Annotated in this window: 13 protein-coding genes; 8 read left to right on the plus strand and 5 right to left on the minus strand. The window is 46.5% G+C overall.

Annotation, left to right across the window (positions count from 1 at the left end; all coding sequences use genetic code 11):
* Positions 1-151: 151 nt before the first annotated feature.
* The 4 genes from FEF09_RS14090 to FEF09_RS14105 all read left to right on the plus strand — a co-directional run bounded on the left by FEF09_RS14090 (position 152) and on the right by FEF09_RS14105 (position 6,270).
* Complete coding sequence (locus FEF09_RS14090) at positions 152-1,561, plus strand: arylsulfatase (RefSeq protein WP_146305713.1); 1,410 nt, start codon at positions 152-154, stop codon at positions 1,559-1,561.
* Between the two features lie 8 nt (positions 1,562-1,569).
* Positions 1,570-4,395, plus strand: a complete 2,826-nt coding sequence (locus tag FEF09_RS14095; RefSeq protein ID WP_146305714.1) for a glycosyl hydrolase — start codon at positions 1,570-1,572, stop codon at positions 4,393-4,395.
* Positions 4,396-4,446: 51 nt separating this feature from the next.
* Positions 4,447-5,349 carry a helix-turn-helix domain-containing protein gene (locus FEF09_RS14100; RefSeq protein WP_146305715.1) on the plus strand — a complete coding sequence of 301 codons (903 nt, stop codon included), beginning with the start codon at positions 4,447-4,449 and terminating at the stop codon, positions 5,347-5,349.
* 81 nt (positions 5,350-5,430) lie between these two features.
* Positions 5,431-6,270, plus strand: a complete 840-nt coding sequence (locus tag FEF09_RS14105; RefSeq protein WP_146305716.1) for an SDR family oxidoreductase — start codon at positions 5,431-5,433, stop codon at positions 6,268-6,270.
* Between the two features lie 116 nt (positions 6,271-6,386).
* Here FEF09_RS14105 and FEF09_RS14110 read toward each other — a convergent pair whose 3' ends face one another.
* A complete protein-coding gene (locus tag FEF09_RS14110; RefSeq protein WP_146305717.1) occupies positions 6,387-6,968 on the minus strand; it encodes a TetR/AcrR family transcriptional regulator in 582 nt (193 codons plus the stop codon).
* A gap of 231 nt (positions 6,969-7,199) precedes the next feature.
* Here FEF09_RS14110 and FEF09_RS14115 point away from each other — a divergent pair, with 231 nt between their 5' ends.
* On the plus strand, positions 7,200-8,018 hold the full coding sequence (locus tag FEF09_RS14115; RefSeq protein ID WP_146305718.1) for an SDR family oxidoreductase: 819 nt from the start codon (positions 7,200-7,202) through the stop codon (positions 8,016-8,018).
* 80 nt (positions 8,019-8,098) lie between these two features.
* A complete protein-coding gene (locus FEF09_RS14120) occupies positions 8,099-8,737 on the plus strand; it encodes a hypothetical protein (RefSeq protein ID WP_146305719.1) in 639 nt (212 codons plus the stop codon).
* On the opposite strand, the gene FEF09_RS14125 is transcribed toward FEF09_RS14120, so the two are convergent.
* Positions 8,706-9,374 (minus strand): hypothetical protein, encoded by a 669-nt coding sequence (locus tag FEF09_RS14125; protein ID WP_146305720.1) that lies wholly within the window; start codon positions 9,372-9,374, stop codon positions 8,706-8,708. The two genes, FEF09_RS14120 and FEF09_RS14125, sit on opposite strands and share 32 nt — an antisense overlap.
* Before the next feature lie 60 nt (positions 9,375-9,434).
* Positions 9,435-10,250 carry a helix-turn-helix domain-containing protein gene (locus FEF09_RS14130; RefSeq protein ID WP_146305721.1) on the minus strand — a complete coding sequence of 272 codons (816 nt, stop codon included), beginning with the start codon at positions 10,248-10,250 and terminating at the stop codon, positions 9,435-9,437.
* Positions 10,251-10,621: 371 nt separating this feature from the next.
* On the opposite strand from FEF09_RS14130, the gene FEF09_RS14135 reads away from it, so the two are divergent.
* Positions 10,622-12,379, plus strand: a complete 1,758-nt coding sequence (locus tag FEF09_RS14135) for an ABC transporter ATP-binding protein (protein ID WP_146305722.1) — start codon at positions 10,622-10,624, stop codon at positions 12,377-12,379.
* Positions 12,360-14,120 carry an ABC transporter ATP-binding protein gene (locus tag FEF09_RS14140; protein ID WP_146305723.1) on the plus strand — a complete coding sequence of 587 codons (1,761 nt, stop codon included), beginning with the start codon at positions 12,360-12,362 and terminating at the stop codon, positions 14,118-14,120. The genes FEF09_RS14135 and FEF09_RS14140 overlap by 20 nt, the downstream gene beginning before the upstream one ends.
* Before the next feature lie 148 nt (positions 14,121-14,268).
* Here FEF09_RS14140 and FEF09_RS14145 read toward each other — a convergent pair whose 3' ends face one another.
* Both FEF09_RS14145 and FEF09_RS14150 read right to left on the minus strand, forming a co-directional pair.
* Positions 14,269-14,667, minus strand: coding sequence for a DUF1634 domain-containing protein (locus tag FEF09_RS14145; RefSeq protein ID WP_146305724.1), 399 nt, complete (start codon positions 14,665-14,667; stop codon positions 14,269-14,271).
* 4 nt (positions 14,668-14,671) lie between these two features.
* The gene (locus tag FEF09_RS14150; RefSeq protein WP_146305725.1) at positions 14,672-15,508 is read right to left on the minus strand and encodes a sulfite exporter TauE/SafE family protein; all 837 of its coding nucleotides are present in this window, start codon (positions 15,506-15,508) and stop codon (positions 14,672-14,674) included.
* Positions 15,509-15,513: the final 5 nt, after the last annotated feature.

Below are 15,513 nucleotides of genomic sequence, written 5' to 3' on the forward strand. Positions count from 1 at the left end.
GGCTTCCGCTATAACGGAAGCCTTTTTTATTGAATACTATTGTCCCGGCTTACCCCATTCTATTCTTTTATGACCGACTAGTCTATTAATTTAGTGGAGTTGTGTATCTTGGCTTTCGCTAACAGATTATTTACGTCGATCAACCAACACTATGGACCGGAAGAAACTTTTGGGCCTCGTCCTGACAGGATGTGCGCTATTGACTACTATCCTGAGTCAGGCACAGACCCGCAAACCCAATATCATCTTTATACTGGCAGATGATCTGGGATATGGTAATATCAGCGATTATAACAGCAAAAGCCCTGTTAAAACACCTAATATTGACAGGCTGGGGCAGGAGGGCATACAATTCACGAACTTCTATTCCGGCAATACTGTCTGCGCTCCTTCCCGTTGCGCCCTGCTCACCGGAAAGCATATGGGACATGCCTATATCAGAGGTAATACACGGCTGCCCTTACGCGCGCAGGACAGCACTCTGGCACAGCTGCTGCAAGGGAATGGCTACCGTACCGGTATGTTTGGTAAATGGGGACTGGGAGAAGCAGGTACAACCGGATCGCCGGAGATAAAAGGCTTTGATACCTTCTTTGGTTATCTGAACCAGCAACACGCACATAACTACTATACAGACTATCTCTTTGAAGTGAAGAACGGGCAGATCAGCCGTGTGCCAAGGGATACGAATGTATATTCTCAGGATGAGATCCTGCAACATGCCTTGTCTTTTATCCATGAGAATAAAGACAAACCTTTCTTCCTCTTCCTGCCCTTTACCCTGCCACATGCGGAGCTGGCGCCACCGACGGCTGACATGCAGCCTTTCCTGAATGCGGATGGCGGCAGTAAGTTCGGTCCTGAAACACCTTACGAACGAAAGAATGGAACCTATCGCAGTCAGGATAATCCGCATGCTGCATTTGCAGCCATGGTTACAAAACTGGACAGGAATGTAGGGGAGATCAGTGCATTGATAAAACAACTCGGACTGGACGACAATACCTATATTTTCTTTACCAGCGATAACGGTCCGCATAGAGAAGGGGGCGCAGACCCTGTTTATTTTGACAGCAATGGCCCTTTAAAAGGCATTAAACGAGACCTCTATGAGGGAGGTATCAGAGTACCCCTGCTCGTGAGAGCGCCGGGTAAAGTGTCTGCCGGACAGGTTAGCAGTATTCCATGGGCTTTCTGGGATGTACTGCCAACTCTGAGTGATATTACACATTCCCCTGTTTTATCCGGAGCAGATGGCTTATCTTACAGTAAAGCGCTGAACGGAAAGAAACCCGCAAGGCAGCATGACTACTTCTACTGGCAGTTCAATGAAGGCGGATTACAGGAAGCATTGCTAAAGGATGACTGGAAACTGATCCGTTTTAAAAAACGTGGCACACCCGAACGTTTTGAACTGTATCATCTCTCAGAAGACATAGGAGAAGAGCATGATCTGGCCGCTAAATATCCACAGAAAGTGAAAGCGCTCTCCGGACTGATGCTGCAATCCAAAACGCCGGCGGAAAACCCAGAGTTTGACTGGTCGGCTACCGAACAATAAATGACGTTATGAAAACTGTTATCAGAAGATCCTGCAGATTACTGCCAGCTATCCTGTCAATGCTGTTTGTACAGCCGGCTGTGGCCCAACAGCCTTCAATACCACATACTGACACTTTGCGTCCATCCGTATGGCCTGCGCCGGGTAACAGGCTGCAGCAGCCATGGACTCGGTGGTGGTGGCCGGGCAGTGCAGTAAATGAAAAAAGTCTGGAGGTCTCATTAAAGACTTTGCATGATGCAGGATTCGGTGGTGTTGAAATAGCCCCGATCTATGGGGCCAAAGGATATGAATCCGGATATGTCAGTTTTCTCTCGCCACAATGGATGGATTTATTACGGTATACAGTAAAAACGGCTGCAGGGTATAATATGGGCGTGGACTTAACTACCGGTACAGGATGGCCTTTTGGTGGTCCACAGCTGACAAAAGAACAAGCCGCCTCCCGTATGATCATACAGTCCTATCCTGTAAAAGGCGGCACTGCTTTCACAACACAGATACGGGTAAATGATGCCAGACAACAGGGCGCCGTCTTACAGGCCCTGACCGCGTATAATGGTAAACAACGTCTCTCCCTGCTCAATAAAGTGGATAAGGACGGTTACCTGAAATGGACGCCGCCTGCGGGTGACTGGACATTATATGCCTTGTTCAGCGGCTGGACGCTTCAGCAGGTAAAAAGAGCCGCTCCCGGTGGAGAAGGGTATACGCTTGATCACCTTTCCGCTGCTGCTTTACCTGTATATCTGCAACGTTTTGATACTGCTTTTAAAGGGAAGTCACCGGGTATACGCTCTTTCTATAACGATAGTTATGAAGTGTACAATGCAGACTGGACACCCACTTTTCTTACTGCCTTTAAAACGCATAGAGGCTATGAGCTCAGTGACTATCTGCCGGAACTGCTCAGTGAAGATAGTACAGCGCTGGTGGGCAGGGTAAAGTCTGACTACCGGGAAACCATGGCAGCATTACTGCTGGACAATTTTACTACTCCGTGGACCCAATGGGCCCATGGCTATGGCAGTGTGTCGAAGAATCAGGCGCATGGCTCTCCCGGTAATCTGCTGGATTTATACGCAGCGGTCGATATCCCCGAATGCGAAACCTTTGGCTCCACTTATTTCCCCATCCCCGGACTCAGAAGGGATAGTGCCGATATCCGTAACGTAGCACCCGATCCGGTCATGTTAAAGTTTGCCTCCTCGGCAGCGCATGTGGCAGGCCATCCTTTGGTATCCTGTGAGACATTTACCTGGCTGACGGAGCATTTCAAGACCTCCCTTTCCCAATGTAAACCCGAAGTAGAACAGGCATTTCTGGCAGGTGTGAATCACGTGTTTTATCATGGTAATACCTTTTCTCCACCAGATGTAGCATGGCCCGGCTGGCTGTTTTATGCATCTGTCAATTTCGTACCTGCCAATAGTTTCTGGTCGCACCTGACTGGTCTCAATAGCTATATTACCAGAGTACAGTCTGTACTACAGACCGGCATACCTGATAATGAACTGCTGATCTACTGGCCGGTGTATGACTGCTGGGAAAATACCAAAGGAAGGGATCTGCCATTGAAAGTGCATGATATTGACGAATGGCTGCATCCGACACCTTTTTATAAACAGGTAAAAAGCCTGCAGCAGGCAGGATATTCGCTCGATTTTGTCTCAGATAAGCAACTGGGCAGGACGCATGTGCAGGACGGGAAATTGCTTACAGGTGCCAATGCTGCACCTTATAAAGTGCTGATCATTCCTACAATGAAGCTGATGCCTCCGGAGACATTTGAGCAGATCATCAGACTGGTAGAAGCAGGTGCGACGGTTATTTTTGAATCAATGCCAGAGGATGTGCCGGGTTTGTATAATCTTGATAAACGCAGACAACAGTTTAAAGCACTGCGGGAAAAGGTGAAAGGACCTTTACCGGGCAGAATGGTCCGTAAAAAGATGGGAAAAGGCATTATGTATGACTATTACGGCATACAGGAAGCCTTGCATCAACAGCACATTGATGGAGAAAAACTGACGGCTGATGGTCTGCAGTTTATCCGTAGAAAAGATAAAGACAGAACATGGTATTATATCGTCAATCATACGGCAGACGCTGTAGATGACGCGATACCTCTTAATCAGATAGGGGAAGAAGACACCGTACTATTGCTCGACCCTATGACAGGAAGATATGGTACTACAGCAGTAGGACATCAGCATGTTAATGATGTGGTCAGGATCCAGCTGGAACCCGGTCAGTCCCTGATTATAAGAACCGGTCAGGTCACTGCCGCAGAAAAGGCGGCTGGTAACTGGACGTATCTGAATAAGCCCGGAACACCGCTTCCTTTAGCAGGTAAATGGGACCTTACATTTACGCAGGGAGGCCCTTTTAAACCTGCGGACCGTCAGCTGGTTCAACTGGTCTCCTGGACAAACCTCTCCGATACAGCGGCAATTGCCTATAGCGGGTCGGCTGTATATAGCCAGACATTTACCCTGCCGGATAAGCCGGAAAAGGAATATGTGCTGGATCTCGGAAAAGTGCATGAAAGTGCCCGGGTGACGATCAACGGACAGGACGCTGGTATTTACTGGGCGATTCCGTTCCGGGGAAGGGTAGGGCAATACCTGCGTCCGGGTAAAAATGAGATCCGGATCGAGGTGGCCAATCTGATGGCCAACAGGATCCGTTATATGGATCAACGGGGCATTCAATGGCGTAACTACCATGAGATCAATTTTGTCAATATCAACTACCAACCTTTTGATGCCGCAGGCTGGCCCTTACAGGCTTCAGGCCTGATCGGTCCGGTGACATTGACGCCCTATCAATAGCCTTTGAGAAAACCCGTTTTTCGGAATGTTTGAATTTTGTAACTTAGCAGTATGGCAGAAACACAAACATTAGCGGAGTTCTATCAGCAGAAGTTCAACTGGCTGCCTGAAAACCTCCAGCAGGATATAGGACATTTCAATGTATTCCGGCTGGAAGACTTCCAGGGGCCGTCTGCAAAGACCTTTAAATATAGCCGCCGGGATTTTTATAAGATCAATCTGGTCAGAGGACGGAATGTTTATCATTACGCTGATAAAAGCGTGGAACTGGATGGCAGTACCCTGACTTTCTTCAATCCTCAGGTACCATATACATATGAGACCCTGTCCGAAACAAAGACAGGTTTCTTCTGCATCTTTAAAGAAGGCTTCTTCACCGAGCGGATGAGAGGCAGTATCAATGAACTGCCGATGTTTGCCCCCGGAGGTAAACCTTCCTATGTGTTGACGGAAGAACAGGATGCACACGTCAGTCAGATCTTTACCAAAATGCTGGACGAGATCAATTCGGATTACCGGTATAAGTATGATCTGTTGATGAACTATGTGACAGAAATGATCCATTATGCCCTGAAACTGGAGCCCAGTGAGACATTATATAAGCATCCGGATGCCAAGTCCCGGATTACCTCCATCTTCACAGAACTGCTGGAAAGACAGTTCCCTATCGAATCACCATCCCAGCGCTTTACGCTCCGTTCGGCCAAAGATTTTGCAGATCAGCTGGCCGTACACGTCAATCACCTGAACAGGGCCATCAAGGAAACAACGGGTAAAACGACGACCGAGCACATCTCAGAACGACTGGTCAGCGAGGCCAAAGCCCTGCTGAAACATACCAACTGGAACGTTTCTGAGATCAGTTACTGTCTGGGCTTTGAAGAACCTGCGCATTTCAATAACTTTTTCAGGAAGCAGACCAGCCAGACACCATCCTCTTTCAGGATTGTTTGAATTCCGCAAGTATTGCTTTGAATGATGTAATAGCCGGCATAGAGATCCGGTGTAGTTTTGCATCATTAAACTTAGCAAACGATGAGCAACAACAACAACAGAGTATGGTTTGTAACCGGCGCTTCCAAGGGATTGGGATTAAGTCTGGTAAAACAGCTGCTCGCCACAGGTCAACGCGTGGCAGCAACTTCAAGAAAGGTAGAAGAACTGGTAAAGGCGGTAAGTGAACAGTCTGAAGATTTTCTCCCGCTGGAAACTGATCTTGTCAGCGAAACCAGTGTGACAGCAGCAATTGAAAAGACGATTGCTACTTTCGGCAGATTGGATGTCGTAGTAAACAATGCGGGTTATGGTATCGGTGGTAGTATCGAAGAGCTGACAGATAAAGAAACCCGGGATGCTTTTGACGTCAATGTTTTCGGTACACTCAATGTGATCCGTCTGGCTATGCCACAGTTAAGGGCACAGCGTTCAGGACACATCATTAACATCTCTTCTATCGCAGGTATTGCTCCGGCCACTGGTTGGTCTATATATGGTGCTGCAAAACATGCCGTGATAGGACTGAGCGAGGTACTGGCAGAAGATGTAAAAGAATTTGGTATTAAAGTGACTGTTGTGGCGCCGGGCGCATTCAGGACCAGCTTCCTGACAAAAGAATCACTGACCCTGGCGAAAAATACGATTCCGGAATATACCGCTATCAGAAATTCGCATGAAAAATACCAATCAATGGATGGTCAACAGGCAGGAGATCCTGACAAAGCAGCGGCAGCGATGATCGCGATTGTCAACGAACAAAAACCTCCGGTATACCTGTTGCTGGGTTCAGACGCTTACGAACGGGGTATGGCAAAACTGGAATTATTGAAAGACGCTTTTAAAGAAAAAGAAGCATTGACAAAATCTACCAGCTTTTAAAGCCTTCGTTATATGACTACAAACCATGAGACGGCAGCAGTAAAAGCTGTGGTCAACAAAAAAGAGGCTATCCGCCGTATGGTGGGTAGCCTCTTCTTTTATGTGTGAATTCTTTTTTATTTCAGCATTGACATTGTTAGTCTGATAATGTCATCAAACACTTTCTTGTCAGCCCCTGACTTGGAATGTGCGGTCAATCCCCAGAGATTATTCATAATAAAACGTGCCAGCGATCGTGGCGTATTTTCCTTCGGGATCTGTCCCATTTCCTGTCCACGTTTGATGGCCGCTGTGAAACCATTTTCCAGAGCTTCCCTGTTCTCTTTTACAATTTCCGCAATTTCGTCATCATGCGTGGCCAGTTCCATGATAGAATTTACCATAAAACAGCCTCTTTTATCTTCGTTGACAAAACAGCTGTTTTTTGAAATCAGGAATAATGATTTCAGCGTTTCAGGTACATTCTCCGCATTGGCCAATAACTGTAGAATACTGCCCGTCACTGTATTTCTGTAACGCGTCAGTGCGCTGATAAACAGACTTCGTTTGTCGCCATATGTATCGTACAGACTGGAACGGCTCAGCCCCAGTTCATCCAGTATCTCCTGCGGAGAAGTACCGTTATAGCCTTTGTGCCAGAAAAACTGCATCGCTTTATCCAACACTTCCTCTTCGTCAAATCTTTTTGTTCGTGCCATAACAAAGTGAAATTAAGAATTAGCAATTAAGAACTATGAATTGACATGCAGCGAAGAGCTTCACGTTAGTTTTCAGGTCTTAATGCTTAGTTGCCCGGCATAAAGGTACGAAACGGAACTAATATTCCGGAATTTTTAAAAAAGTGAAAGATTTATTTGGAACTTTTGTTCCGTTATAACTACCTTAGTGGAATAAAAGTTCCAATATTATAAAAATAATCATCATCAGATATGAAAAAGACAGTATTCATTACAGGTACCAGCAGTGGTCTGGGTAAGCTGACAGCTAAATATTTTGCATCACAGGGCTGGAATGTAGCGGCTACGATGCGTACACCTGAAAAAGAAACAGAACTGACGCAATATGATAATGTCAAGATCTTCAAACTGGATGTTACAGATATCGCGCAGGTCAATACAGCAATAGAACAGGCGATTGCTGCATTCGGTAAAATTGATGTAGTGGTAAATAATGCGGGGGCGGGCACATATGGTGCATTGGAGTTGGCGAAAGAAGAAACAATTGACTGGCAATTTGCAACAAACGTACGTGGTCCTATCAATGTTATCCGTGCCTTCCTGCCGCATTTCAGAGCACAGAAAGGAGGAAAGTTTATTAATATCAGCTCCTTCATGGGCGTGACTACCGCCGTGCCGGTAGGCTCTTTATATAACATGTCGAAGTTTGCTTTGGAAGGACTGACCGAAGGACTGTATTACGAACTGGAGCCACTGAATATCAGTCTGCACCTGATAGAACAGGGTGGATCCAGTGGTAACAATTTCGTAGATAAAGTCATTTGGAATGAACATCCGGAAATAACGGATTATGAGGCCATTACGACACGCGTCAAACAGATGATGCAGGAGGCAAAGAATGGCCCGCTGGACGATCCGCAAACCATTGTAGATGCTATCTACGCCCTGGCTACCGGCGCAAGTAAACAGTTCCGTACTGTACTCAGCGCCATGGGTAATCAACTGATGGAAATGCGCAGATCGATGCCAATAGAAAATTATCTGGACACTGTGGCTGGGTGGTACAAATAATCTGTAGAAGGTCCTGCGTAAGCAGGGCCTTTTTACTGAAATAAAGAATAATGACTATATTTCAGTCATTAACTATGTCAATGAACCAGACCACGCATACAACCCTACGTAAAAAAATATCCATTCACGTACAGATCCTGACAGCCGTTATGTTTGTCGGCCTGTTATTCCATATCAGGCACAATTTCTATCCGTCGCGTACTGTAGCAGATGTACTCAGCCTGTACATTTTCCCGGAAAAGCTATGGGAATGGGCCATACTCGTCCCTTTTGGGCTATTGCTTTATCTGATATTCCTTATTCCTGTATTCATCGCGGTTTTCCTGCTGTTTCTCTGGGGCAGGGGCTACGCTGCCAACGCCGCAAAGGCCAGAAAGGTCCGTAACTGGCTGATTGGTTTTGCGCTGGTACTGGCATATGGCTGGGGCGAGCCGGCATTGTATTGCATACAAAAGGTATTTCCACCAAAAGAAACAGAACCCTTTTCTCCGGGCATAGTAAGAGCTGCAGAACCTTCGCTGGAAGCCGAAAATGTCATTTTCTGCTATTTGAATTCGAGAGATCAGATTGTCAGTGAAACCACACAAAGGGTACTCTATATTGTTGCCTTGTTGTTGTACACCATAGAAACCGGCTGGATATTTTTATTACTCTGGAAAGCGGAAGTCTTTGAGAAAAAGCAGCCATTTACTGATGCAGGCGGCTCATCTCTTTCCTGAATGACAGCAGTTCCGAACTGATCTCCTTCAATGTGATACCGGCCTGTTTTTCCAGTAGTTCCGTAATGTTTGCATCTTTGCCTAAGTCGCTGAAGCTGTCATATCCCAGCAATAAGATCAATTGATGGAGATGCCCGCCATCGATGACCTTATACGTATAAAAACACCCTGCGTGTAATTGTCCTGTTACATTACTGAGTGCATTTATGGCATTTGTCAATGGCCAGGCGTCTATCGTGATCATGCGTAAGAAGCGTGCCTGCAGGCCTTTATTATGTCCGCAGCTGCCGATCTTTTCCATTTTTATAACTGCCTTTAATTTTGCGAAAGGGTGGACATGCAGCTGATTATCTGCCGCATCTTCAGCAGGTTTCAGCCGCTGATCAAAGTCGGCCCATGTATGGTCCACCGTCGCATCTAACAGCTGACCATCCCTTGGTCCGGATATGAAATACCAGCCATACCAATCCCATAGATCACTGTTAGTGGCATGCCACTGCAAATGTTGCTGGTAGCCTTTTTCAAAAGCCTGTTCCATGCCTTCTTTGGGTTCCCAGATCACAAACTGAGCAATGTTTTTATCTTGTGCGGATGCGCGAAATGAGAGAAGAATCGCTATGATCAGTAATAGTCGCATATGTTTTTTACTGCAAAGCTATTCTGCGGGAGATGGGTAAAATTGTAAAAAAGTGAACTGTCAGATATTGACAAATATATCATTGATCCCGGTGTTGTTATTGAACCAGGCTTTAGGTGATTGTTGTGTATACTGATGGAAACTGCGGATCAGGTGAGACTGGTCATAAAAACCTGTTTCATAGCCACCGGCCGTATAATTCTGTTCCGGATGCCGGTTCTTCGACGCAATAAAATGATTAAAGCGGATAATATTGCTGATGGCCTTTGGGGTTAATCCGACCTGTCGTTTGAAAAGGACATCCAGATGTTTGGCCGAAACGCCGGTACGCTGTATCAGCTTGTCCACCGAAATATTCCCTTTGCTTTGCAGGATAGCGGCTACCGCTGCATGTACATAATCATAAGCTCCTGAAGGCTGCTCCAGTCTGCTGATGCTGATTGTCAGCAAACACTCAAACCGCCTGAAAGTCGTCTGCGGATCTTCCTGTATACACTGTAAAAAAGGTGCTTCCGGCAGGATATCACTCAAAGGTGTGATGCCTGTCTCCGTATCAGGCACCGGCATTTTCAGGAAGGCTGACAGTGTATGCGGATAGAAGCGGATACCATACAATTGTGCTCCCGGCATCAACTGCAGCCGGTAGCTGGTGAGCGTCTGACCTGCAATAAAGGCAGCAGGCTCTTCGATCCAGTTGCCGTCTTTGAAACAGCGTTTGCCTGTATGTGGAGGCAGGTGAAAAATAATTTCATGATGCCCGTCGGGCAGTATATCTTCCTGATAAGGATGTGGCAGGTCAGCCGGTACTTGCAGGTACCAGCAGGTTTTGATCAGATGGGTCAGCTGCGCTGGAATATAGGTCTCGATAAGTATCATAAATAACACGAAAATTATTCGCTAAAACAGACAAATGGGCTAAGCTTTTTCGGATAAAATCCGTAATTTCATAACTCATCAAAGAAAAGGAGGTATTCATGCAATCTACAGAATATTCATGGAAACCTTCGGTTGGTATCGCCTAACCGGGTTGCTCCATAAAAAATATCTGGGACGCGGACGCGTCGAAGTCCTTCCGGGTTTTTCCGGAAGGATTTTTTTGTGCATACAATATTCATTTTGTTCATTCGTCTCTCCATAAGTGGCCCGATAGCCATTACCTTATACCTGCGCCTGACACTATTTTTTTAAAGTAAATTTGGCCTCCCGCAGCCCACAGGTCTGCCGCCTGTTATATATTTGCTATTGATATGAAGAAGACCAACACGCCCGTAGCCAAAACGGGCAAAGGAAACTCCGGATTAATGTCTCTGCTGCGCCCTTACCGTGGCCAGTTATTCCTACTGATTCTGATGGCTCTATGCAGCAACCTGCTGAATCTGGTGCTGCCTTACCTGACGTCCAAAGGAATCGACGCTTACACCGCCGGTACACTCAATCTGAACCATCTGGTGGCAGAATTCATTGGTGCTGCTGTCGCCATTTTCATTTTTACATATGTGCAGAGTATCATTCAGACCTACATGTCTGAAAGGGTAGGCCGCCAGTTACGTACGGACCTCGCTGCGCGTATCTCCCGTCAGGACTATGCCTATATACAGCAGGTCAATCCCTCCAAACTACTGACCAACCTCACCGGCGACGTCGATAGTATCAAACTGTTCGTGTCGCAGGCTATCATCTCGATCGCTTCTTCCGTATTTATGATCATCGGTTGCTGCGTATTGCTGATCAGCATCGACTGGAAACTTGGTCTGACCGTTATCTCTGTCGTGCCTTTCATCGCCGTGGCATTCGGGACGGTCCTGCGGAAGGTAAGAACCACCTTCAGGAAAAGCAGAGAAGTAGTCGATAAACTGAATAAGACCATTAACGAGAGTATTACCGGCGCTGCCCTTGTCCGGGTGATCAATGCACAGCAGCAGGAATATGATCGTTTTATAGCACCGAATGGTGAATCCATGTCCCTCGGTATTGCTGTCGTGCGTCTGTTTGCCGGTCTGGTACCGGTGATCAGTTTCCTCGGTGGTATGGCCACACTGGCAACCTTACTGCTGGGTGGTCACTTCGTGATCAACGGAGAAATGACCCTCGGTAATATTGCTGCCTTTAACAGCTATATCGCCATGCTGATCTTCCCGATCATTGTAATCGGTTTTATGAGTAACCTGATCGCACAGGCCACCGCTTCCTATCAGCGTATTGCAGAAGTGCTCCATGCACCCGAATCTGAAGAAAAAGGAACTGTGAAAGATGCCTTGAAAGGCGATCTGCATGTAGATCATATCGATCTTTCCCTTGACGGCAAACCAATCCTGAAGGAAGTGTCCTTCTCCGTAAAAGCAGGTACGCGTACCGCGATTATCGGTCCGACAGCCGCAGGTAAAACACAGTTGCTCAATATTATTGTCGGTTTGCTGAAGCCAAATGGTGGTCATATCAGCTATGACAACACTGATCTGACAGATTATGATAAAACAGCCCTGTTACAACAGGTTGGACTGGTATTTCAGGATAGTATCGTATTCAATATGAGTTTGCGGGAGAATATTGCCTTCAACGAGAATGTGAGTGAGGAGCTGATGAAACAGGCGATTGCTACAGCAGAGCTGAAGGAGTTTGTTGCCAGTCTCCCGGAAGGATTAGATACAGTGGTTTCTGAGCGGGGGAACAGTCTTTCCGGCGGACAAAAACAACGTATCATGCTGGCCAGAGCGCTTGCCATCAATCCGCAGATCCTGCTGCTGGATGACTTTACCGCCAGAGTGGACGCCAATACCGAACAGCGTATACTGGAAAATGTACAGGAGAATTATCCGCACCTGACACTCATCTCTGTGACTCAGAAAATAGCTGCTGTCGCACACTTCGATCAGATCATCCTGCTGATGGATGGTGAAGTGGTGGCCACAGGTACACATCATGAACTGATGCAGACATGTCCCGAATACGTACAGATCTTTAATTCCCAACGTAGTACCAGCAATTATGAATTACAACCTGAATAATACAGATACAAACGAACAGCAGAGTACTTCGGGGAAACGCCTCCTGAAATTACTGGCCTATATAAAAACAGAACATCGTGCATTACTGGGCGTATTCGGTATCATGGTGATCAGCCAGACATTGACCATCACCGTACCATATGTGGTTGGTTATACGATCGATCATTATGTAGCACATAAAGACTTTTCCGGCATTCTCCGGGGAGCAGGTCTGCTGCTGGCTATATTTCTGGTGAACCTGATTTTCGCCTATTCCCAGACCCTGATGATGGGAAAAGTAGGACAGAGGATGCTCTATATGCTGAGAAGCGCACTCTTTGTGAAATTGCAGGAATTGCCGATCGCTTTCTTCAATCAGAATAAAACCGGTGATCTGATCTCCCGTATCAACAACGATACGGACAAAATGAATCAGTTCTTTTCACAGTCCCTTGTACAGTTTGCAAGTGGTATTATGTCTATGATCGGCGCAGGTATTTTCCTGTTGTCCATCAATATAAAACTGGGTATCGCCACGCTGATTCCGGCAGTATTACTGTTGCTTTTCACCCGTATTCTTTCTCCGATGGTGAAGAAAAGGAATGCCGCCAATATGAAGAGCACCGGTGGCATGAGTGCGGAAATACAGGAAAGTCTCAGCAACTTTAAAGTGATCATAGCCTTCAACCGCCGTGATTATTTCCGCAAACGTTTTGATCAGGTCAATCAGCAGAACTATAAAACAGCTACCGCCGCAGGCGTGCTGAATAATATCTTCAACCCGGTGTTCTCTTTCTGTTCTCAGATCGCCATGCTGGCTGTATTGGCCTATGGCATCTATCTGATCTCCGCAGGTGAGTTCACGGTGGGATTGTTGATCAGTTACCTGTCTTTCTCCACCTATTTCTATAACCCGATCCGTCAGCTGGCTATTTTATGGACCAATTTCCAGATGGCGATGGCAGGCTGGGACAGGATCTCCCAGATCCTTGATCTGGAAACTGATCTGAAAGTAATTCCTGCTGCTCCGGTTAAAGAAAATGGATCGCTGATCAGTTTTAAGGATGTACACTTCCGCTATGCCGATAGTAAGGATATATTGAAGAATGTCAGCTTCAACATGGAACAGGGCAAAACTTATGCGCTGGTGGGGCCTACCGGTGGAGGTAAAACAACAACGGCTTCGCTTATCGCGCGGCTGTATGATCCTACCGAAGGACAGGTATTGCTGAATGGTCGTGATATCCGTTCCTATACACCGGAAGAACGTACCAGTAAGATCGGCTTCATTCTGCAGGAGCCATTCCTGTTCTCCGGTACCATTCAGGAAAACATCGTTTATGGTAACCCGACCTATGCCGATTATAGCGCAGAGCAATTACAGACAGTCATGGAGAAAGTTGGTCTGGATGCCTTGCTGGAACGTTTTGACGATGGACTGGCCACGAATATTGTTTCTGGTAATGATGGCATCAGCCTCGGACAGAAACAGCTGATTGCCTTTATGCGTGCGGTGTTACGCAATCCGGATCTGTTAGTTTTGGATGAAGCTACGGCGAATATTGATACCGTAACAGAACAGCAACTGGAAGCAGTATTAAAAAAGCTGCCGGCACATACTACCCGTGTAATCATTGCGCACAGATTGAATACTATTGAAAATGCGGATGAAATCTTCTTTGTGAATCATGGAGAGATCACAAGAGCAGGTTCGTTTGATCATGCGATGAATATGTTGTTGCAGCACGAGCGAAACACCTAGTCAATCGGAAATCAGGAATAAAGAATTAAGAATAAATAGCAAAAGCGTCTGACCAATGGCAGACGCTTTTCTTTTATATTGAGATGGTATGCGATGGCGACGGATTGCTTCACAGCCAAGTTATCAGCCCTTCAATGCCTGATTGAAATCAACCCCCGAATCCGCTAAAAATACTAAACGTAATCACCCCTAATACGATCAGTGTAATGATCACATACAGTGTGTCTTTCTCCATTGCAAAAGCCAATACAGAAAACGCGATCCGCGTAATGGGGGTTGCCAGTAATACTACTACGCCTAATTGTATAATGGCCAGGCCATCGAATTGTGTAATACCATGTAATATACCCGGCATGTGTCTGACATATTCTGGTGCGCCTACAAATTCAGTATAGGAGGGCGTATTACCACCGTTTTTGATCAGGTAAATAACACCACCGATGAAAGCGATAATGCTGGAGGTAATTACTCCCCATCTGAGCTGTTGTCCGATGAACAGTTCTACGTCTCTTTCCTGCCAGAATTCTTTTGAGAATATCTTTTTCATCTTCTTATAATTTCCCGGTGAAACCATTATAAATCATTTCCAATGCCAGTGCGCTGATCACTACGCAGAACAGCAGACGAAGTTTCCGAGTATTCATTTTCATGAGCAGACGGGAGCCTCCGAATGCACCTGCGAGTACACCCAATACCACCGGCAATGCAATACCCGGATCAATATAACCACGTTGCAGATAGATCACTGCGCTGGCAGCTGCCGTTACACCGATCATGAAATTGCTGGTGGTGGTAGAAACTTTGAACGGGATACGCATCACGCCGTCCATCGCCAATACTTTTAATGCGCCGGAGCCGATGCCCAGCAAACCAGATACAATTCCAGCTACGGTCATCAGTGCGTAACCACCGGCCACACCTTTTACTTTATAGGGCACTTCTACACCATTGACAGGGTAGGAGTTGTTGAGACGCATGATGCGGGCCAGCTTACTGGTGCTTTCATTGTCGCCGTGTTCGTTCTTTTTTCTGAGCGTCATGGCCGCTGAAAACAGCAATACAAATCCAAAGAGGATCGCTACGAGGTGCGTCGGCGTGTACACGGCCAATACGGCGCCGATAATAGCCCCTGTGGTGGTCGCTATTTCGAGAAACATACCGATACGCACGTTTGTAATACCTTCTTTGATATAAGCTGCTGCAGCGCCCGAAGAGTTGGCAATAGAGGCTACCAGAGAGGCGCCTACAGCGTAACGGATATCAACATGAAATACGAGGGTAAGTAAAGGGATTAATACGACTCCTCCACCGAGACCGGTGAGAGATCCCAGCATGCCCGCCGTAAAGGCGCCTACCAGCAGAATGAGTGTGAATACCAGAATCGACATGACAA

Source organism: Chitinophaga pinensis, assembly GCF_007896845.1.
Taxonomy (GTDB): domain Bacteria; phylum Bacteroidota; class Bacteroidia; order Chitinophagales; family Chitinophagaceae; genus Chitinophaga; species Chitinophaga pinensis_C.